Genomic DNA, 20,224 nt, shown 5'->3' on the forward strand with positions numbered 1-20,224 from the left:
GGCCCGCCACCTCCCGCAACGCCCCCGCCGAACGCCCCGACACCACCACCGGCACCACCGGAAGCGACCCACCAACCACACCGGCCACACCGGAGGACGCCGGTGCCTGCTCAGCACCCGGCTCCGACGCCGCCACGGACGCCGGTGCCTGCTCCAGGACGACATGGGCGTTGGTCCCGCTGACACCGAAGGAGGACACCGCGGCCCGCCGGGGCCGGCCGGTCACCGGCCACGGCCGCTCCTGGGTGACCAGTTCGACCGCCCCGGCGGACCAGTCCACCGCCGGCGACGGCTCGTCCACATGCAGCGTCCTGGGCACCACACCGTGCCGCATCGCCATGACCATCTTGATCACACCGGCCACACCGGCGGCTGCCTGCGTATGCCCGATGTTCGACTTCAGCGACCCCAGCAGCAGCGGCTGATCGTCCGGCCGGGACTGCCCGTACGTCGCCAGCAGCGCCTGCGCCTCGATCGGGTCGCCCAGCGCGGTGCCGGTGCCGTGCGCGTCGATGACGTCCACCTCGGCCGGGGACAGGCCCGCGTTGGCCAGCGCGGACCGGATCACCCGCTGCTGCGAGGGACCGTTGGGCGCGGTCAGCCCGTTGGACGCCCCGTCGGAGTTCACCGCACTGCCCCGGATGACCCCGAGTACCGGCAGTCCGCGCTCCTGCGCCACCGACAGCCGGGCCAGCACCAGCATCCCCACGCCCTCGGAGAACCCGGTCCCGTCCGCCGCGGCCGCGAACGCCTTGCACCGCCCGTCCCGCGACAGCCCGCGCAGCCGCGAGAACTCCACGAAACAGTCCGGCACCGGTATGGCCATCGCCCCGCCGGCCAGCGCCAGCGAGCACTCGCCGCCCCGCAGGGCCGCCACGGCGTGGTGGACCGACACCAGCGACGCCGAGCACGCCGTGTCCATGCTGACCGTGGGACCCTCCAGTCCGAGGGCGTAGGAGATCCGGCCGGACGCGACGCTGGTCAGCATCCCGGTCATCGCGTAGCCCTCGATGCCCGTCGCCGTGGCGCTGACGGTGGAGGCGTAGCCGGTGTACATCACGCCGACGAACACACCGGTGTCACTGCCCCGCAGCGAGCGCGGATCCATGCGAGCGCCCTCGATGGCCTCCCACGAGGTCTCCAGCAGCAGCCGCTGCTGCGGGTCCATCGCCAGGGCCTCGCGCGGCGAGATCCCGAAGAACGCCGCGTCGAAGCCCTTGATGTCGCTGAGGAATCCGCCTTCACGCGCGTAGAACTTGCCGGACGCGTCGGGGTCCGGGTCGTACATCCCCTCGACGTCCCAGTCGCGGTCGAGGGGGAAACCGGTGATCGCGTCCACACCGTCGGCGGCCACGCGCCACAGTTCGTCGGGCGTCGACACGCCTCCGGGGTAGCGGCAGCTCATGCCCACGATGGCGATGGGCTCGGACCGGCTCGACTCGAGTTCCTCGACCCGGGCCCGGGCCTTGTGCAGGTCCGCGGTGACCCACTTGAGGTAGTCGAGGAGCTTCTCGTCCTTGTTCTGGTTGCCACTCACTTTGAGACCGCCCGATTCGAGTGCTCCGGTCCCGCCGTGGGACCTTGTGTGGTCAGTACCGATGAGCCGAGCCGCTCCGCCAGGTACAGCGCGAGATGCAGGCGCAGGCGGTCCTCGCGCAAGGAGCGCCCGAGCAGTTGTTCCGCCTTCTTGACCCGGTACACGACGGTGTTCTTCGCGATGTGCAGGTGCTTGGCGGTGACGGCGACGGCCCGTTCGTTGTCCAGCAGGCACCGCACGGTCTCCCGCAGGGCAGCCATGGACCTGGTGTCCTCGGTGAGCGGACCGAGCTCGCGGCGGACGAAGTCGGCGGTGGCCTCCGCGTCGTTGCCGAGCAGTATCACGAGCTCCAGGTCGCCGTAGTCGTACAGTGTGGACGCTCTGGGCTCGGTGAGACGACTGACCCGCTCCGCGGTGATCGCCTGTTCGTGCGAGCGCTGGAAGCCGGCCACGCCGTCGCCCGGCAGCCCGGACGCGACGTGGATGTGCGCGGGCACGTCCACCGGTTTGTCCGAGCGCCGCAGCTCGGCCGCGCGGTCGGTGGCGCGGCCGCCCCAGGCCCACAGCCGTCCCGGACCCGCGGGGAGCAGCAGCATCGAGGAGCAGCCGACCTGGTCCAGCAGGCGCAGCGCCGTGGTCTCCAGTTCGCGGCCGCTGTCCGGGGTGATCTCGTCCTGCCACAGGACCAGCGCGACGTGGTGGAGCGTCAGGTCGTACCGCAGCTGGTTCAGCGCCTGCAGGGTGTCGACCGGCTTGTCCTTGAGGATCGCGGAGACCAGTTCGAAGCGCTCGCCCACGGAACCGGCGAACCAGCGGCTGCGTTCGGCGGTGAACTTCTCGGTCACCGCGGCGGAGAGAATCTCCATGCCTTCGAAGAGATCGGCCGAAATGGTCCGCATCATCGCGGGCTGGTCCTCGGCGGGAATCATCGTATTGCGGAATTCGAACAGCTCGCGGGTAAAACTCGCGTGCACTGCCCGGACGTAGCGGAGCAGGAGATCGACGGTCGTATTGTCCGCGATGCGTTCGCGTATGGCGTTCGTGATCTCCGCGGAGAGCAGTCCGGTGATTTCTTTCACGCCGCCGAGCCTCAGGGCGATCCAGAGCGCGATCGCTTCGACCAGCCGTGCTTCACTGTAGGAATTCTGGTCGAAGCGGACGAACGGTTCCCCGGCCATCTCGGCCATTAACAGGCGGCTTCTTTCGATCGCCCAGCCGGTGGTGCCCGCACCCGCCCTGAGGATTACTTCCTCGACGAGTTGTGGGTTTGTTGCGGGCGATTGGAGTACAGAGGCGTCGGCGGGGTGCAATAGACGCAGGAGCGAGTGCGTCGAGGTGATCTCTGCTTGTGCGGGAATAGTGACCCTTATTATGGGGTAGCCTGACAACGAGTAGCCTCCGTATAGTGAAGCGGACGCGACCGGATGTCATCAGTTTCGCATGGTTTCACTTGAGGCCGGTAACTGTCCGGTAATTGCGGCCCGACGGCGGAATTACCGCGTGGTATGCAGCATTCATCGGTGCCTGTCGCGGGAAGCGCGGAGCGATATGGGCGCGGGTGGTCCGGAAGGTGCCGCCGAGACCGGAAAAAATGATGAAAATCATCAGAGAAAGGGACGTCTCCACGCCCGTGCGGAGAAGGGTCGCACGAGCGTGGAGGAGTCCGGACCCACCTGCCGTGCGGGAGGCGCCGGATGCGGGCGGTCCCCGCCCGGACCCGCGGCGGGCCGGGGCCGGGACCGCGGCGGTGTTCGGCGTCCCGGCCGGCCTGGGACCCGCCGGTCGGTGCCTAAGTAGCCGCGGCAGGGCTGAGGGAGAGCCGGGCCGACACCTCACGCAGTACGGCATCGGTGTGCTGGAGCAGGTAGAAATGGCCGCCGGAGAACACCGTGGCCGTGAAACCCCCGGTGGTGTGCTCTTCCCAGAGCATCACGCGGTCCACGTCCGCCTTGGGATCGCTGTCGCCGGTGAAGGCGGTCACCGGGCAGCGGAGCGCGGGACCGGGTTCGTACGCGTACGTCTCGACGGCCTGGTAGTCGCTGCGGACGGAGGGCAGGATCATCTCGAGCAGCTCGGGGTCGTCGAGGAGAGCGCCGTCCGTGCCGCCGAGAGAAGTGACCTCCGTGACGAGTTCCCTGTCGGTGGCGAGGTGCCAGCGGTCCTTGGTGGTGACGGACGGTGCCATCCGTCCGGACACGAACAGGTGGACCGGCTGTGTCCCGGCCGCCTCCAGGCGACGTGCCACCTCGAACCCGATCAGCGCGCCCATGCTGTGGCCGAAGAGCGCGAGCGGTTTGTCGTCGTACGGCGCGAGTGTTTCCGCGATCCGGTCGGCGAGCAGTCCGATGTCGGGGACCAGCGGTTCGCGCCGCCGGTCCTGGCGACCTGGATACTGCACGGCCACCACGTCGGCGCCGGGTGACAGCGCGCGGGCGACGGGGACGTAGAAGGTGGCCGAGCCCCCCGCGTGGGGCAGGCAGACGAGGCGGACGGGGGCGTCGGCGGCAGGGCGGAAATTCCGCAGCCAGGGAGATTCGCCGGGGAGGGTGTTCATGAAGGTGCCTCTCGAAGTAGGTGAACCAGGATTGGGAACGGCTGTTCCGGGCAGTCGCAACATCCCCCGATCGCCTTGCGCGAAGAAAAGTAATGGCTCCGGGTTGCCGGGGGATCCTCGCCGTTGGTGGCCGTTTCCGTCGCGACGACGGACTCGCTCGTCCTGAGCCCGAAGCCGCTCGACGCGTATCCGCTCGGTCAACCCGAATCGCCGCGGGACGGCTCCGGGGTGAGGCCGTAGGTGCCTTGTTCTCGGCCGCCGCCGCATCGCGGGATGTGACGGGTCCGCCCTTTCGGAGTTCTACCGGGCAACATCGTACGTCGCGCAGGCGCTTCGGTGTTCGAGAACGTGGTCGCGGACGAGAGTAATTCACACAAGCACCTGCGGTCGCGGAAGATTCCTGTTCAGGATCCGGGTCCGCGGGAGGAAGGCCGGGCCGACGAAAGGCAGGCGGCCGGCGGTGACGCGGGCAAGCGGGACGGGAAGCCGGAACGGCTGCGGAAGTTCACCGAGGAGCAGGTGACGATCGGGATCCCACGGAAGCCGGTGGTTTTCTTCGCGTCGATATCAGGGTGTTGGGGATTGGTGGGCGTGATGTCCCGGTTCATCCACGGGAGAAGGTAAACCTGACGGTCGTTCACTTTTGCCGGCACCGAAGTCGACCCGTCACGGCACGGATGAACCCCCGAGGCGGGCCGGCCCGTTGAAGTCCGAAGCCCCCGGAGAACCGCACCCCCGGCCCCGCGGCCGGGGGCGGTGTCGATCGGGCCGAAACGGGTGGGTCGACAGCGCGCTTCGGCCGTTGACCTCGGGGACGGGCGCGCGAGCGACCGCTGGGAGGAAACCAGTTGATCTCGGCACGCACCGGCAGTTCTCTGCTCCGTCGTCCGGGGCCGTGCTGTCTGTCGTCCGGCGGACCGGTACGGCGCCGGACGCCGCGAGGGCGGCAGGGCCGACTACCCGCTCCTCTGGTGCCGGCCGGCGCCGGAGCCGCGGAAGCGGCGCGCCTTCACTTCCGCTCCACCGGTGCCGTCGTCGCCGAAGGCGGCGGCGAGCGCCTTCGCGATCAGGTCGGACAGCTCGGTCCGGCCGTCCTCCTCGGTCCAGCGCACCAGTGCCGTGTGCATGGCGGCCAGAGAGGCACTGGCCACCACCTCGGTGTGGAACACAGTTTCGGGATCGGTTCCGTCGTCGGTGAGGGCACCGACGATCGCCTTCTGCAGGGCGTAGTGGTTGTCCAGGTACTTGGCCCGCAGGGCCGGCGTCACGATCATGAGCCGGAGGAGGGCGAGCAGGAACTGCGCCTCGGTCGTCAGCCCGGGACCCCGGCTGCTGCCGGTCACCGTCCCGGCCCAGTCGATGAGCGCACCGCCGATGCGGCCGACCGGGGACTGCCCGGCGGGCGACGCGCCGATGCGCTCGGCGATGAACCTGCCGTGCTGGTCGAGGAGCACGAGGTGTTCCTTGGTCGGGAAGTGCCGGTAGACGGTCATCGAAGACACCCCCGCGGCGTCGGCGACATCGTTCACGGTCGTGGCGTCGTATCCGTGCTCGGTGAACAGCCGTACGGCGTGTGCCTGGATCGCGCGCTGCGTCTCGACGCGGCGCTGAGCGCGCAGGGTTGAGTGCCTGTCAGTCATGTGGTAAACACTATCGTGTAGGTAGTCACTACCACTTTGATAGCGACTACCATTTCTGCGTGATCAACGGATTGCGATGGCCGGCGTGAGTGGCCTGGCCGACGGGACGGCCCTGGCGACCGGAGCGTCGAGGGGCATCGGGCGGGCGATCGCGGTCCGGCCGGCGGCGGAGGGCGCGGAAGCCGGTCGTGCGCCTCGGCAGGGACGAGGGTGGCGCGGCGGTGACGGTCGAGGAGATCGAACGGGAAGGCGGGACCGCGTTCAGGGTCGAGACCATGAGCATGACGCCGGTGACGAACTCGGGAGCCGGGGGGATCACGGTGAACGCGGTCGTTCCCGGCGCCACCCGGACGGCGGTCGACGGGGCGTCTTCGAAGTGCCGCCCCTGATCGCCTGTTCCCCGGTCCGCTTCTCTGGCCGCTGACCACCGGCGGAACATTTCCTCGCCGGTGGTCAGCGGAAGGAAACTCCACCGTCGTGCCCGGCGGCGAAGAGCGGCGATGTCCGTATGTCATTCATGCCCGGCCGCATCAGGATCGTCGAAATAATTCGTCTCGCAGAGGGCGAACCAGAAAGGTCATACGCTGATACGATTGAGCTGATATCGCGGACAAGGGATCTGGGAAGGATTTTGAATGGTGGACAAAACCAATGGCCAATAGTTCTCGGACTCAGACTCTGACGCTCGGCCCTGGCTGTTTCTGGTCCTTTGATGCGGTGATGCGCCGGACGCCTGGAGTCACGTCAAGCGTCTCGGGGTTCGCGGGGGACGACGGACCCCCGCCGGACTATGCGGCCTATCAGCGCCGGGGGCTCAACCCGCAGAAATTCGTGGAAGCCGTGCAGGTGACATTCCGGCCGGAGGAAACATCTGTCGAAGAAATATTGATCCTGTTCTTCCAGAGTCATGATCCGACCACGCCGAACCAGAGTGGAGCGGATCGCGGCTCCATCTACCATTCGACGATCTTCTACGCCGACGAGTACCAGCGCGCGGCCGCGGAGAAGGTGATGGATCTGGTGCAGCAGAAACTCGACAACGAGATCGTGACCGATCTGCGACCGTACCAGCAGTTCATCACGGCGGACGTCGATCAGCAGGACTTCTACAACAGGAATCGTTTCGAGCCGTACTGCCGGGCGGTCATCGAACCGAAGCTGCGCACACTGGGACTGGAAGTCGACTGAGGGACCGTCCTGTCCGGCCGGCCGGTGGTGACAGCGGCCCAGACGTTCGCAGGGGTGGACCTCGGATGTCCGTGACGGCCCGCCCGTTGTCCTGGCGGGCCGTCACGGTACGGGAGGCGAGGGACCCTTACCCGAACGCGGCCGTCCAGTCCACTGCGACCCCGTGCACGTAGGATTCCGCCAGCGCGGCCAGGAACCGGCCCATTCCACCGTCTTCGTTGCGCAGGGTCCCCATCAGTACGGCCGAACTGCCGAGTCCGTCGACGATGTCCTGCATGCCGACCGTGAGCACCGGTTGCGCGCTGCACTCCACGAAGATCGTGTGTCCGTCCTCGGCCAGCGAACGGACGGCGTCGTCGAACCTGACCGTCTGGCGCAGGTTCCGGTACCAGTACTCCGCGTCCAGTGCGTCGGTCTCGATGCGCTGTCCGGTGACCGTCGAGCAGAACGGCACGTCGCTCCGTACCGGTGTGGCTCCGGCCGCCAGGTCGAGCAGGGTGTCCCGCAGGTCCTCGACGTGCGCCGAGTGCGCGGCGAAGTCCACGCCCGGCAGCCGCCAGCGCATCATCCGGGCCGCGGACAGCGCCGCACCGAACTCGGCCATCGCGGCCGTGTCACCCGACACCGTGATGGTGGCCGGCCCGTTCACCGCGGCCACCGACAGGACTCCGTCCCAGTCGGCCAGCATGGTCCGCACCTGGTCGTTGGGGGCCAGCACGGTCAGCATCTCGCCGCGGCCAGAGATTTTCATCAGGGCCTGGCTGCGCAGCGCGACGATCCGTGCCGCGTCCTCCAGCGACAACGCGCCGACGACATGCGCGGCCACGATCTCGCCCTGCGAATGGCCGACCACCGCTCCCGGTTCGACGCCGAAGGAGCGCCACAGCCGGGCCAGTGACAGCATCATCGAGAACAGCACCGGCTGCACGACGTCCACGCGGTCCAGCGGCGGAGTCCCGGGCACACCCCGCAGCACGTCCTGAAGGGACCAGTTCACGTGGGGCGACAACGCTCGCTCGCAGTCCTGCACCGACCTGGCGAACACGGGCGAGGTCTCCAGCAGTTCCACCGCCATGCCGACCCACTGGGTGCCCTGTCCCGGGAACACGAACACCGGCCGGGTGTCCGCCGTCCGCGCCTGTCGCGGCGCCCGTCCGCCGATCACGTTCGGCGCGGCCCGTCCCTCGGCGAGCGCGCGTACCCCGGCGACCAGTTCCGCACGGTCGCGTCCCAGCACCACGGCCCGGCACGCGTTGGCCGCGCCGGCCGCCACCAGCGATCGACCCACCTCGGCCACGTCGTCCAGGACGTCGCGCGCCGAGTCGGACTCGAGCCGGGCCAGCAGACGGGCGGCCTGGCTGCGCAGGCCCGCCTCGCTCCGCCCGGACAGCACCCACGGCACCGTGCCGGGTGCAGCACCGACGTGAATGTCTTGTGTGGCCGGATCGGTCACGAGAACTCCTCATCACTGCCAATGAGTCGACTGCGAGCGCACAATATCCCGGCTTCAAGTCGCTCCGCCCACCGCGCGGTAATCCAACTCGCAGAACGCGGTTACCGGATAATTACCGGCCGCGGTCGAATCGTGTAAAACTGCTCATCCCCAGTCATCTCCGTTTGCGACAGGGAGGTTACTCGTTGTCGGTCCCTGCCGTGCCGTGCCGTGACGAGTTACCATCCCTGCGTTCTCGTCAGTCGCGTCCATCAATGCTCCACCGGGACCGCCGTGCCCTGACGTCGGCAATATCGCAGTCACGGCATCTTCTGCCGCCGGGCGTGAAATCACCAGATCCCGCTGAATACCCCAGCCGGCGAACGCCCGTGGGCCCTTCGAACTCGTCGCACGAGCGCGGGTCCGCACATGGGAATCATCGACGAGAACCTGTACTCGCTCATGGTCGTCAAGACCGTGGTGACAACGACGACGGCAAGGAGATGGGATGAATCACCGAGATGACTGCCGGTGCGGGTGCGCCCTCGCATCCTGGGCGGTGGGCGATCCCTCGGACGAGGTGGCTCCGAGCGCGACGTCGACGCCCCTCTTCTACCGGGACGCGAGCCGTGGAACAGCGGCCAATGGAATTCTGGGCTGCGGTGCGTACTTGCCCGAACGGGTGGTCGACAATGAAGAGGCCGGCGCCTCGGCCGGAGTGACCGGGGAATGGATAGCGGCCAGGACCGGTATTCTCGCCCGGCGGTACGCGCATCCGGACCAGGCCGCGTCCGATCTCGCGGAACAGGCCGCACACGACGCGCTGGAGGACGCCGGCCTGCGGGCCGACCAGCTCTCCCTGATCATCGTGGCCACCTCCACACCCGACTCGCCCCAGCCGCCGACAGCATGTCTGCTGCAGGACAGGATCGGAGCGCTGCACGCCGCGGCCTTCGACGTCAACGCCGTCTGCAGCGGCTTCGTCTACGCGGTGGAGGCGGCCTGCCGCATGGTGCCGCCCGGAGAGTTCGCGCTGGTCGTGGGCGTGGACCTCTACTCCCGGATCATAGACCCGGCCGACCGGCGCACCGTTTCCCTGTTCGGTGACGGCGCCGGAGCGGTGGTCATCGGTCCCGTGCCGGAGGGCCGGGGGGTCATCGCCACACAACTGACCAGCCATGGCGACCAGCACGACCTGATCAAGGTGCCGGCGGGAGGCAGCCGCATCCCCGCGTCCAAGGAGTCCCTCCAAGAAGGACTGCACTACTTCACCATGAACGGCTACGGAGTGCGGATGTTCGTCAGGGACAGGCTGCCGGGCGAGGTGCACCGCCTGCTGGCGAACGCCGGGGTCGGGCAGGCGGCGGTACGCCACTTCATCCCGCACCAGGCGAACGGCCGGATGATCGACGAACTGCTGCCCGAGCTGGATCTGTCCCGTGCCGTCGTCCACCGTACGCTGGACCGCTACGGCAACACCGGTGCGGCGTCCCTCCCGGTGACACTGGCCGCCACGCGCGGGGAGATCGCCCAGGGCGATCTCGTCCTGCTCGCCGGCTTCGGCGGGGGCATGAGCACAGGGCTCATGCTGCTGCGGTGGTGACCGGCCGCAGGGAAGCAGTCGCCGCCGCACCCGATGCCGCAGTCCGCGTCGCCCGGAGGCCATGACGGGGAAGGAGGCCCCCCGACGCCAGGGCCGGGAAGGAACACGGGCCGGCAGGATCCGCTGCCGACGCCGTCGTGGGCAGCCCGGCCCGGACCGTGCGACCTGCCCACGACCCGCTCCCCGACATGCGGCGGTCACGTGCGGGGCGCGTGGACACGTCCGGTCCGTTGCCGTGTCCGTAGGTGCGGAAGCCGGCGTGGAGCGGTGAGTGAGATGAAGCCCCCGCCCTCCCGTGCCGCTGCGACACCTGCCCGCCGAGGACACCTGCGTAGTCAGCCATCCGGAGAGCTGACCGGGGCGCGACCGCACGGTGGTGGAGAAGGACACCAAGAGCATGGCGGGCGAACGCGTGCCGCCGCTCCCGGGGCTCGTGCGTGAGGCGCTGAAGGCGTTCACGGCGCAGCGGGCGAAGGTCGTGGACGAACTGGGGCCCCGCTGAACGGTCGGCAGCTCCGGGTGCGGGCCTGCAAGGTCATGGACGAGAACGGCCTTCGCAGGCTCCGTCTGTACGATGCTCGGGCGTTGTGCTTGACCTTCCTGGCGAACAACGGAGTGCCGGATCACCTGCTCGCCATGCGGGCCGGGCACACCAACGTGAAGACAACGAAGAAGTGGTACGTGAAGCCGGACGTGGCGGACCTGCTTCCAGCGGCGGAGGCATGGGGAGGTCTCGCAGGGGGCGTGTGACAGATCGTGACAGACGAAGGTGTGAACCCGTGAGCGAGACCAAGATCAGTACGCTGCAATACCGCTTTGACGGGCCAGAAGACGCCCCGGTCCTGATCTTGGGGCCGTCCCTCGGTACCACATGGCACATGTGGGACCGGCAGGTGCCCGAACTGATGAAGCAGTGGCGTGTGTTCCGGTTCGACATGCCGGGACACGGGGGCGCCCCCGCGCATCCCGCGGGCTCGGTCGCCGATCTCACCGCGCGGCTGCTCGCCACCCTCGACGGTCTCGGGGTGCAGCGCTTCGGGTACGCGGGCTGCGCGCTCGGCGGCGCCGTCGGCATCGAGCTGGCGCTGCGCCGTCCCGAGCGGCTCGCGTCGCTCGCGGTGATCGCCGCCTCGCCCCGCTTCGGCACGGCGGACGAGTTCCGCCGGCGCGGGGTGGTCGTACGGACGAACGGGCTCGATCCCGTGGCCCGCTCCGCGCCCGAGCGCTGGTTCACCGGCGGATTCGCCGCCGCCCAGCCGGCGATCACCGAGTGGGCCGTGCAGATGGTGCGCACCACCGACCCCGGGTGCTACATCGCCGCCTGTGAGGCACTCGCCTCGTTCGACGTGCGCGCCGAACTGGGCAGCGTCGGTGTGCCGACCCTGGTGCTGGTCGGCTCCGACGACCAGGTCACCGGCCCCGCCGAGGCCCGCACCCTGGTCGCCGGTGTCCCGGACGCCCGGCTCGCCGTCGTGCCCGGCGCCTCCCACCTGGTGCCCGTCGAGCAGCCGGCCGCCGTCACCGACCTGCTGGTACGGCACTTCTCCACCGCCTGGCAGCCCGCCTTCGACTCCGCCACCGGCCACACCGCGCTGCCCGCGGCGGCCCTGGAGGGCCGGCCGGCCCCCGTCGCCACCCCGGCGCCGTCCGCCCCCATGGCCGAGATCGCCCCGGCCCCGGTGCAGCAGCAGACGCCGGGGGGCCGGGCCGATCCCTACGACACCGGGCTCAAGGTCCGCCGGGACGTGCTGGGCGACGCGCACGTCGACCGGGTCCTGGCGGGGACCGACGAGTTCTCCGGCGACTTCCAGGAGCTGCTCACCCGGTATGCCTGGGGCGAGGTCTGGGACCGGCCCGGGCTCGACCGGCGCACCCGCAGCTGTGTCGCGCTGACCGCCCTCGTCGCCGGCGGCCATGTGGAGGAGCTGCCCGTTCACATCCGGGCGGCGCTGCGCAACGGGCTCACGCCGGCCGAGATCAAGGAGGTGCTGCTCCAGACGGCCGTCTACTGCGGCGTTCCGGCGGCGAACCGGGCCTTCCGGGTGGCGCAGCAGGTCGTCCGCGAGGAGACCACACCCCAGGAGTGAGCCGGGAGCGCTCCGCGCGGGCGTGTACGCGGGGGCACGATGGAACCATGAAGCTCACGAAGAAGTCGCACTCCTGCGTCCGGCTGGAGAAGAACGGTCATGTCCTCGTCCTGGACCCCGGCGGGTTCAGCGAGGAGGACGCCGCCCTCGGCGCGGACGCCGTCCTGGTCACGCACGAGCACCCCGACCACTTCGACGAGGGCCGGCTGCGCGCGGCGATGGAAGCGAATCCGGCGGCCGGGATCTGGACGCTGAAGTCCGTCGCGGACCGGATCTCGGCCGCCTTCCCGGGCCGCGTGCACACCGTCGGCCACGGCGACGCCTTCACGGCGGCCGGTTTCGACATCCAGGTCCACGGCGAGCTGCACGCGGTGATCCACCCGGACATCCCGCGCGTCACCAACGTCGGCTACCTCGTCGACGGCGGAAAGCTCTTCCACCCCGGCGACGCGCTCACCGTCCCCGATCACCCGGTCGAGACGCTGATGCTGCCGGTCATGGCGCCCTGGAACAAGATCTCCGAGGTCATCGACTACCTCCGCGAGGTGCGTCCGCGGCGCGCCTACGACATCCACGACGCCCTGCTCACCGACCTGGCCCGGCCGGTCTACGACCGCCAGATCGGCGCCCTCGGCGGCGCGGAACACCTGCGGCTCGCACCCGGCGGCGCGGCCGAGCTGTGAGGCCGGCGGGGCGCGCCGGTGGGCCGCGGGAGGAGGGCGACGGGCCGCGGGAAGGCGTTGTCGGACCCTGCGGGTAGGTTGTGGGACATGCGCATCGCGACCTGGAACGTGAACTCGATCACCGCCCGCCTGCCGAGGCTCCTGGCCTGGCTGGAGAGCAGCGGCACGGACGTGCTGTGCCTCCAGGAGGCCAAGGTCGCCGAGGAGAAGTTCCCGGTGGAGGAGCTGCGCGAACTGGGCTACGAGTCGGCGGTGCACGCGACCGGCCGGTGGAACGGTGTGGCGGTGCTCTCGAAAGCCGGCCTGGCGGACGTCGTCAAGGGTCTGCCGGGCGATCCCGGCTACGACGGTTCGGTGGAGCCCCGCGCCATCTCCGCGACCTGTGGCCCGGTCCGCGTCTGGTCGGTGTACGTGCCGAACGGGCGGGAGGTCGACCACCCGCACTTCGCCTACAAACTCCAGTGGTTCGAGGCGCTGAAGGCCGCCGTGGCCGGTGACGCGGCGGGCGGCCGCCCGTTCGCGGTGCTGGGCGACTACAACGTGGCACCGACCGACGACGACGTGTACGACCGGGCCGCCTTCGAGGGCTCCACCCACGTCACCCCCGCCGAGCGTGCCGCTCTCGCCTCCCTGCGCGAGGCCGGCCTGTCGGACATCGTCCCGCGTCCGCTCAAGTACGAGCACCCGTTCACGTACTGGGACTACCGCCAGCTGTGCTTCCCCAAGAACCGGGGGATGCGCATCGACCTGGTGTACGGCAACGCGCCGTTCGCGAAGGCGGTCGAGGACTCCTACGTCGACCGCGAGGAGCGCAAGGGCAAGGGCGCCTCGGACCACGCTCCGGTCGTGGTGGACCTCGACGTGTAGACGTCCGTCGGGGTGCCGCCGGCCGTCGGCCGACCCCCGCGCGCCTGTGGTGCCCGGGGCGATACGAATGACAGGCTGTCGGTATGAAGATCCCTTTCCTGGGCAGCCGACGCCGCAAGGGCCGGCTGCCCGACCCCGAGGGCATCGCCGAACTCCTGGCCGAGTGTGAACTGTTGCGCTCCCAGGCGTACCGGGCGGGGGTCCGACTCGACGACTCCCCGGCCTCGTTGGCGGCACTGGACCAGCTGGTACCGGGCTGGCGGGACGACGAGGAGGCGTCGGACTGGCTGGGCAACGACGCGGGACTGTATCTGGGCACCGTCATCGTGCGTACCGTCGCGGGAGCCGCGTGGGAGATCCGCTCCGACGGGCAGCCGGTCGTACGGCTTGCATCCGGCCGGGAGTTCGACGTCGTGGACTCGGGACACGAGTGGGCGGCCAGCGGGGCGCCCGAGCTCTCCCAGTTGTACGCGGAGGTCGCGGAGGCGTGAATCCCGGACCGGCCGCCTCGCCCCTCCCCACCACCCGGTGTAAATACGGCTAATGCCCGGAAAGTGCGTGTCGCGTGCGTCCGGTGATCCCGCCTGGATACGTTGCGGCGACCACCGCACGGCTGAGAACGGACAAGGGTGGGTATGACCGTCGAACCGCTGGACGAACCGCGAGAAGGCGCTGCGTACTTCGGGGACCGGGAGGCGCTGAGGAACATCGCCCTGACCATGGGCGGCGCGCCGGCCCGGCTGCCACGCGCCGATGCCGACGAAGAATCCCCCGCACTGAGCGGGTGACGCCGACGGGCTCGTTCGTCCGGACCTCGACTACGATGTTCCCTCCGTCCCGGTGGGAGAGGGGACTTCGCGGCAGGAGCGCGGACGCCGCCGCCGGGAGGGGCCCACCGCGGAGCTCGCCCGCGGGGGCGGCGGTCACATCGGCCAGTCCCGTCCGGCGGCAGCCGGAGATCACTGCTCGCGCGGCGAACCGACAGTACGACGGTCCGTCCGCCGACGAGGAGAAGGTCAGCTGCGCGCCGGACGGGGAGAGCCGGTGGACGTTCCGGGCCGAGGGCAGGTGTGAGGGTCCGTGCGAGGGCGAACGGGAACGCCGGCCGGGTTCACTCCGCCCGGTGGGTCTTGCGCGGGGCGGGAGCGGGCAGCGGAGTCTGCGCCGACTTGGTCACGTCCCCGACCAGTTCGACCACATCGGGGCCGTAGGCCTGGGAGTTGATCACCTTCAGCAGCAGGACGAAGGAGTTCGACCCGTGCTTGCGGGCCAGCCGCTCGTGGTGGCGGGCGAGATAGCGGGTCGCCGCCTGGTTGGTGATCGCGCGCTGGCCGCAGAAGAGGAACACCGGCCGTGTCTCGTGCCGTTCGCCCGCGGTCAGCCGGGCCAGCAGAACGTACTCGGTGATGCCCGGGTCCATGCGGTAGCGCTCGGAGCCGATCTGGAACGCGCCCCGGTCCGGTCCCGGCTCCGGGTCGACATTGACCCGCACCCCCGGCAGCATGGCCGCCATATGGGCCACCATCCGCCGGTTCGGACGCATTCCAAGAGTCCCACCTTGAACTCACCTTCATGACAGGCGCTTGACCTGCGCATACGAAAGGCCCTCGTTGCGGCGACGGCCTTCGCAGGGAGAATGCAGGAGCCACGGGGGCCGGTAGCTGGGGTTCGGCAGGTGTACGGCCTGCACGGCGCTGGGGTGAGTGGGGTGGGTGTCGAGGGAGGGAGTCTCGTTCATGTCGGGTCTCGTCACTTGTCCCGGAAGAGACTAGCCAGCTTTGTGACCTGCGGCGATGGGTGGTCAGGGGGTGCTGACCTGCGGGAATGGCCTTTCGGTTGTTTCACGCTCTTGCCTGTTGATGCAGCCGAAAGTCCCAGAAAAGTCCCAGGAGACCCCAGCGTCAGCGGATGATCTTTGCGCCTTGTATGAGTTGTGCAGACGCGTGCACTCCGGTCTTGCGACGGCTACGCGGGACGGAGGCCCGACGCAGGGGGTTTCACGCATGCAGTCAAGTGCTGCCGCACTCGTCTTCACTCAGACCCGAACTTACGCGGGTGGCCGGACGGCCATCTTGGGGCGAGCATGATGGTCAGGGTGACTGCGTTGTGGACGTGTAGCTGGTCGGCTCCGCTCTGTTGTGCGATCGAGCGCGCGTCGGTGGCGAGCTGCGTGTAGATACGGGGGGCGGGGTCCTGGTCGAGAGCGAGGGCGAGCGGGCGAGCGATCTCCCGGGCGACCCATCCGAGGAAGACACCCTGGTGCTGAACCTGGATGGCGTTCGGGTCGGCCTCGTTGCCGGGGTCGCGAACGAGGTCGAGGGGAGCGCCAGCCGGCAGCTGTGCGAGGGTTGCGTCGTTGCCGCTGTGGCGGACACCGCGCAGGGGGCAGGTGAAGGTCCCGGCGCCGCTCAGAATCGCGGCCTGGGTGGCGCGGGGGCTTCGACGTTCGGTGCTGCGGATTAGGAGGCGGGCGGTGTCCGGGTCGGTGAGCGTGGTGATCTCGTCGGTGGTGAGCTGGCTGAGCCAGTCGAGGAACTGTCGGAAGGTCGGCTCCGGGTAGGGGCAGTTCGCGGCGAGGTTGGTTGCGGTGGCGCGGTCGCGGATGCCGATGCTCGAGGCGTAGCAGGCGGCGGGGCTGCCCACCCCGTATTTGATCATGGCGGGGAGTGCGGCCATGTGGCCCTCGGCGGGAACGCCGCGCCGGAGTTCAAGGAGTTGGAGGAGCGCGGAGACGACCCAGGCGAGGTCCTGGACGATGATCTTGTCGATCGCGCTGGTTGTCGCGGTGATGTCGGGAGTGAGCAGGTCCCCGTGATGCCTCTGGTGGAGGTCGGCTGCTGGGAGACCGGCGATCCAGTCGGTGGCCAGCGATATGAGCGCGGGGCCGGCGACCTTCTTCTGTCGGATGCCGCGCTGGACTTCGTACACGTCCGTGGCGAGGGACAGGATGAGGCGCTGCAAGGCGGGCCAGAGCTCGACGGTGAGCAGTTCGGGGCGTACGTCGAGGACGGTCTGGATCTGCTCGGCGGCGGCGAGCGCGTCGATCCCGCCCTGCACGCTGAGGCCGGAGCGGACGATCGCGGCGCGGGCGAGTCGGTCGGGCAGACGGTGAGCGATGGCAGCCACGCGGCGGGCGGAGAAACGTGCCAGCGGGGCCAGTGACCAATCCTGGGCCCCGAGTTGGTGTCCGCCGAGGGTGTCACCGAGGAGTGCCTCGGCAGCCTGCTCGAGGAACTGCTGGTCGGGCGTTTCGACAACCTCCTCGGCGAGCAGGGCCAGGAGCTGGATGTCCAGTCCCTCGGCCCACTCGGCCAGTTTCCCGCCGGCAGGGTCGTTCAGGTCCAGGGCCGTGAGATCCTCGCCGCCGCCGGGCCGACGGCCGAGACGTGCGGTGACCAGCTCGTAGTAGAGCCAGCCGAGCGTGGAGACGACCGGTTCGATCTTGTCCCTGTCCAGATAGCGGCGGCGTAGTTCCTGGGCGGCACTGGAGTCCTTGGCGATCAGGACGACGTGGCCTTCGGTCTCCTGGCCGGCGCGGCCGGCCCGCCCGGCGGTGTTCCAGAAGTCGCGGACACTGACCCGCTCGCCCTGGCCGCGCCAGGTGTCGGGGACGAGGACCGTCTTGGTGGGCAGGTTCATGCCCTGGGACAGGGTGCTGGTCGCGCACAGGACCCGCAGCGCGCCGTTGCGGTAGGCCCGCTCGAGGCAGGTGCGGACGGCTTGGGGGACTTCGGAGTGGTGGTAGGCATATCCGCCGAGGACCATGAGGGCCAGCTCGTGGCTGTTTCCGATGTGCCGGCCGATCTCGGCGGATGCTTCGAGGCGCCGGCGGGCGACCTCGGCGCTGAAAGAACCGTCCGCGGTGCCGAGTTTGGGTGCGCCCTGTTTCTTCAGGGCCTCGCCCAGAGCCTTGGCGGCGGCCCGGGCCTTGACCTTGGTGGGCTGCGCAATGAGGACGGGGCCGAGCCGGTCGAAGTGCAGCGCGAGGGCCGCGGCGACGTCCTTGGGCGCGCTGGGGAAGAGGTTGACACGCTTTTTGTACCGGGTCAGGACGCGAGGGAGGAAGAACTCGCCGTTGCTGCCGTTGCCGTAGTCGATGGCGCCTTGTTGTCCGTCGGCGTTGCGGCCGCGCCAGGAGAAGACCCCCACCCTCAGCCGGGAGGGTGACCAGTTGATCTTTGCGAGGTTGGTGGCATCCGCGTCGGGGTCGAGCCATCGGGCTAGGTCCTCGCCGTTGGGCAGGACCGCTGAGAGCAGCAGGAGACGGGAGTCCGGGGCGGTGCGGCGGATACGGGTCAGCAGCATCTCCAGGCGCAGTCCGCGTTCGGAGCGATCGATGGCGTGACTCTCATCGACCAGGACCAGAGCGAGGCGTGCCGCCAGTTCGGGCATGTTGCGCAGCAGCAGGTCGAGCTTTTCGCTGGTGACGACGAGGACGTCGGTGAAGTCCAGGAGCTGTATCTCGTAGCGGACGTGTTCGGCGCCGCCGAAGAGGGAGGAGACCCTCAAGCCGAGCAGTTCGAGGCTCTCGGCCAGGTGCCGCTCGACTTGTGCGGCGAGAGCACGGGTGGGGACGACGTAGACGGCGAGTCGGGAGACGAGCCACCAGCGGTTCTCGTCGCCGGGCCGAGGGGCCAGAGCGTGCAGGATGGCCCACTCGGCGATGTGGGTCTTGCCCGCCGAGGTGGGCATAGTCACCGCCATGTTCCGCGCTGCGGCGTCGAGCAGGCCGGCGTCCAGGGCGGCGCGTTGAGAAGGCCACACCTGGATGACGGGCCGCTCGGCAACGATCAGAGCCTTGAGGTAGCGCTCCCACAGGCGACCCCAGGTGGCCGCGCGGCGCAGCAGCAGCCAGGGTGAGGTGGCGACAATGTCCTCGGTGACGTGGGCGAGGGAGTCGATCAGGGTCCAGGTGTCGGCCACCGAGGCATCCAGCAGGATGGAGGATGCCTTGCGCAGACCAGCGACGGCGGCCCGGCCGGCGTCCCGGTTGCCGGTACGCCAAAGGATGGCGAGGTTGCGCGCGGCGCGTCCGGTGAGCCCGTAGGCGGCGAGCACGGCGGCGTCCGCCACGTCGGCCTGTCCCTCGGCGGTTTCCCCGAGGAGCCGCCGCCCTAGGGTGGGAAGGTCGTCGGCAGTCTGCTGGCCCAGGCGTGAGACCTCGTCGAGGTCACGGCGAAGGACGGCTCCGGTCAGTTCGGCGATCCGGAACGGGGCGGCCGTGGTGGGCGTCTCGAAGACCTCGTTCTCGCCGCGGGCGAATAGAGAGCGTGCCTCGTGGGTGAAGGCGGCGGCGAGGGTGGCGGCGTTGGCCTGGTAGCCGGCCAGGCTCCACATCGTCGCGGCGATCGCCAGCAGCTCCACGCGCCGGGGGTGCGCGATCTCGTATCGGTCGGCAAGGTCGGCGTACGCCTCGGCGATCTCGGTCAGCGGGCCGGGATCGGCTCGGCGTTCGCGCGGGGTGCGGGTGAGCTGGCCCAACCGGGCGAGGGCCAGGCCGTTGCGTATGCCGTCGAGGTCGTAGGTGTAGGCGACGGGGGCGCCTTCAAGGCTGATCTGATCGCCCAGGACGTGCGAGCGCAGCTGGGCTCGCAGGCCGGGGGCGGCTTCGCCGTTGGTGAGGACTTCCTCGCCGAGCCGGTGGATGGTGCCGTTGTAGTCCTTCACGCCGCGGTGCCCCTGTTGGTCTCGGTACGGCGGGGTCCGGCGCCGGTTTCGGCGGCCCGGTAGACGCGTGCCACAAAGTCCTGCAACCCGCTGATCTTGACGACCGTCAGCTCGGTGCGCTGGGTCACCACGTCGGCCAGGAGGGCTACGACGTCGTCTTTCCAGACGAGGGCTTCATGGACGAAGACCATGTGCCGCTCCACCACCCGCTCCTCGGGGCGCCGCAGCAGCGCTGCGAGGTGCCGGACGAGGAACTGGTGGTCACGCTCGGCGCAGCGGACCAGGGCGAAGTGGAGGCTCTCGTCAAGGCGACCGAGGACCTTCTCCAGACTGTCGTGCGCCTCTGTTCCCAGGGCACGTTTGCGCGTGGCGCGGGTCTTGACCTCGGGCACAGCGATCACTGGCGGCGTCTGGCGGAAGCGGAAGGCCAGCACGTCCGTGCCCTGCACGGCTTGGTTCGGGGTCTGCTTGTAGCGCAGCTTCAGGATCGGCACACACCAGCGGCGCACCCTCCGGTATAGGCCGGCGGTGACGATCTCGCCGAAGTCGCCGTGACGGACCTTGATGTCGGCCGGGAACTTGTTGGCGCGCAGATAATCCGCGACCTCCGGGGACCCCAGATCGTCGAACACGAGTGCGAGTTCACTCGGATTGAGGTAGTTGCGGGCCACATCGCGGCCGAGCTGGTCCACCAGCTCCTCGTCATCGAGCTCTCCGGACTCGACGAGGGCCTCATAGTGCAGCTCGCTCTCCAGCTGCTCCACCGGCTCCTGCTCCAGCCACTTGCCGAACATACGCACCCCCGAACTCGCTGGTTCTCCCTCCGTCCTCATTGTCACGTATGCCACCCGAGCACGAGACCCGCTTATGCGCAGCCGGAAGCAGAAGCCCGATGCCTGCCTCGACCCCATGGGAGCGCGAACCACGGTCCTGCTCGTGTCAGACGGAAGGCAGGCCGCCCACCGC

At 69.4% G+C, this 20,224-nt stretch carries 18 protein-coding genes and 1 pseudogene; 10 read left to right on the forward strand and 9 right to left on the reverse strand.

Going from position 1 to position 20,224, the window contains the following annotated elements; translation table 11 throughout:
• The 4 genes from HTV45_RS15905 to HTV45_RS15920 form a co-directional block, all read right to left on the reverse strand.
• Window positions 1-1,537, reverse strand: a 1,537-nt coding sequence (locus HTV45_RS15905) for a beta-ketoacyl synthase N-terminal-like domain-containing protein (RefSeq protein ID WP_215206436.1), incomplete at its 3' end; no start/stop codon positions are given.
• Window positions 1,534-2,724: a CdaR family transcriptional regulator gene (locus HTV45_RS15910; protein WP_215206437.1), complete on the reverse strand. Its 1,191-nt coding sequence runs from the start codon at window positions 2,722-2,724 to the stop codon at window positions 1,534-1,536. The genes HTV45_RS15910 and HTV45_RS15905, both read right to left, overlap by 4 nt.
• A 259-nt stretch (window positions 2,725-2,983) precedes the next feature.
• Window positions 2,984-3,142: a hypothetical protein gene (locus HTV45_RS15915; RefSeq protein WP_215206438.1), complete on the reverse strand. Its 159-nt coding sequence runs from the start codon at window positions 3,140-3,142 to the stop codon at window positions 2,984-2,986.
• A 184-nt stretch (window positions 3,143-3,326) separates the two neighbouring features.
• Window positions 3,327-4,091, reverse strand: coding sequence for a thioesterase II family protein (locus HTV45_RS15920; protein WP_215206439.1), 765 nt, complete (start codon window positions 4,089-4,091; stop codon window positions 3,327-3,329).
• A 336-nt stretch (window positions 4,092-4,427) separates the two neighbouring features.
• Between HTV45_RS15920 and HTV45_RS15925 the strand changes: the two genes are divergently transcribed.
• Entirely contained in the window at window positions 4,428-4,715 is a 288-nt protein-coding gene (locus HTV45_RS15925; RefSeq protein ID WP_215206440.1) for a hypothetical protein, read from the forward strand.
• A gap of 332 nt (window positions 4,716-5,047) precedes the next feature.
• Here the strand turns inward: HTV45_RS15925 and HTV45_RS15930 are convergent, their stop codons facing one another.
• Window positions 5,048-5,731 carry a TetR/AcrR family transcriptional regulator gene (locus HTV45_RS15930; RefSeq protein WP_215206441.1) on the reverse strand — a complete coding sequence of 228 codons (684 nt, stop codon included), beginning with the start codon at window positions 5,729-5,731 and terminating at the stop codon, window positions 5,048-5,050.
• Window positions 5,732-5,919: 188 nt separating this feature from the next.
• Here HTV45_RS15930 and HTV45_RS15935 point away from each other — a divergent pair, with 188 nt between their 5' ends.
• Window positions 5,920-6,120 (forward strand): hypothetical protein, encoded by a 201-nt coding sequence (locus tag HTV45_RS15935; protein WP_215206442.1) that lies wholly within the window; start codon window positions 5,920-5,922, stop codon window positions 6,118-6,120.
• Between the two features lie 262 nt (window positions 6,121-6,382).
• On the forward strand, window positions 6,383-6,919 hold the full coding sequence (gene msrA, locus HTV45_RS15940) for a peptide-methionine (S)-S-oxide reductase MsrA (protein ID WP_215206443.1): 537 nt from the start codon (window positions 6,383-6,385) through the stop codon (window positions 6,917-6,919).
• Between the two features lie 127 nt (window positions 6,920-7,046).
• On the opposite strand, the gene HTV45_RS15945 is transcribed toward msrA, so the two are convergent.
• Complete coding sequence (locus HTV45_RS15945) at window positions 7,047-8,372, reverse strand: acyltransferase domain-containing protein (RefSeq protein ID WP_215206444.1); 1,326 nt, start codon at window positions 8,370-8,372, stop codon at window positions 7,047-7,049.
• A 487-nt stretch (window positions 8,373-8,859) separates the two neighbouring features.
• Between HTV45_RS15945 and HTV45_RS15950 the strand changes: the two genes are divergently transcribed.
• The 7 genes from HTV45_RS15950 to HTV45_RS15980 all read left to right on the forward strand — a co-directional run bounded on the left by HTV45_RS15950 (window position 8,860) and on the right by HTV45_RS15980 (window position 14,379).
• Window positions 8,860-9,954, forward strand: a complete 1,095-nt coding sequence (locus HTV45_RS15950) for a 3-oxoacyl-ACP synthase III family protein (protein WP_215206445.1) — start codon at window positions 8,860-8,862, stop codon at window positions 9,952-9,954.
• A gap of 537 nt (window positions 9,955-10,491) precedes the next feature.
• Entirely contained in the window at window positions 10,492-10,704 is a 213-nt protein-coding gene (locus tag HTV45_RS15955) for a hypothetical protein (protein WP_368860842.1), read from the forward strand.
• Window positions 10,705-10,733: 29 nt separating this feature from the next.
• Window positions 10,734-12,041 carry a 4-carboxymuconolactone decarboxylase gene (gene pcaC, locus HTV45_RS15960; protein ID WP_215206446.1) on the forward strand — a complete coding sequence of 436 codons (1,308 nt, stop codon included), beginning with the start codon at window positions 10,734-10,736 and terminating at the stop codon, window positions 12,039-12,041.
• Between the two features lie 47 nt (window positions 12,042-12,088).
• The gene (locus tag HTV45_RS15965) at window positions 12,089-12,724 is read left to right on the forward strand and encodes an MBL fold metallo-hydrolase (protein WP_215206447.1); all 636 of its coding nucleotides are present in this window, start codon (window positions 12,089-12,091) and stop codon (window positions 12,722-12,724) included.
• A gap of 87 nt (window positions 12,725-12,811) precedes the next feature.
• The gene (locus HTV45_RS15970; RefSeq protein WP_215206448.1) at window positions 12,812-13,591 is read left to right on the forward strand and encodes an exodeoxyribonuclease III; all 780 of its coding nucleotides are present in this window, start codon (window positions 12,812-12,814) and stop codon (window positions 13,589-13,591) included.
• An 83-nt stretch (window positions 13,592-13,674) separates the two neighbouring features.
• A complete protein-coding gene (locus HTV45_RS15975; RefSeq protein WP_215206449.1) occupies window positions 13,675-14,082 on the forward strand; it encodes a DUF6278 family protein in 408 nt (135 codons plus the stop codon).
• Between the two features lie 144 nt (window positions 14,083-14,226).
• Window positions 14,227-14,379, forward strand: a complete 153-nt coding sequence (locus tag HTV45_RS15980) for a hypothetical protein (RefSeq protein ID WP_215206450.1) — start codon at window positions 14,227-14,229, stop codon at window positions 14,377-14,379.
• 323 nt (window positions 14,380-14,702) lie between these two features.
• On the opposite strand, the pseudogene HTV45_RS15985 reads toward HTV45_RS15980, so the two are convergent.
• The 3 genes and pseudogenes from HTV45_RS15985 to HTV45_RS15995 form a co-directional block, all read right to left on the reverse strand.
• A pseudogene (locus HTV45_RS15985) lies at window positions 14,703-15,125 on the reverse strand (hypothetical protein); the annotation flags it as partial.
• 497 nt (window positions 15,126-15,622) lie between these two features.
• Window positions 15,623-19,258 carry a DEAD/DEAH box helicase gene (locus HTV45_RS15990; RefSeq protein ID WP_215206451.1) on the reverse strand — a complete coding sequence of 1,212 codons (3,636 nt, stop codon included), beginning with the start codon at window positions 19,256-19,258 and terminating at the stop codon, window positions 15,623-15,625.
• Window positions 19,255-20,052, reverse strand: coding sequence for a Hachiman antiphage defense system protein HamA (locus HTV45_RS15995; protein WP_215206452.1), 798 nt, complete (start codon window positions 20,050-20,052; stop codon window positions 19,255-19,257). The genes HTV45_RS15990 and HTV45_RS15995 overlap by 4 nt, the downstream gene beginning before the upstream one ends.
• Window positions 20,053-20,224 lie beyond the last annotated feature (172 nt).

The sequence above is a fragment of the Streptomyces sp. CHD11 genome, assembly GCF_018638295.1.
Classification (GTDB): Bacteria; Actinomycetota; Actinomycetes; order Streptomycetales; family Streptomycetaceae; genus Streptomyces.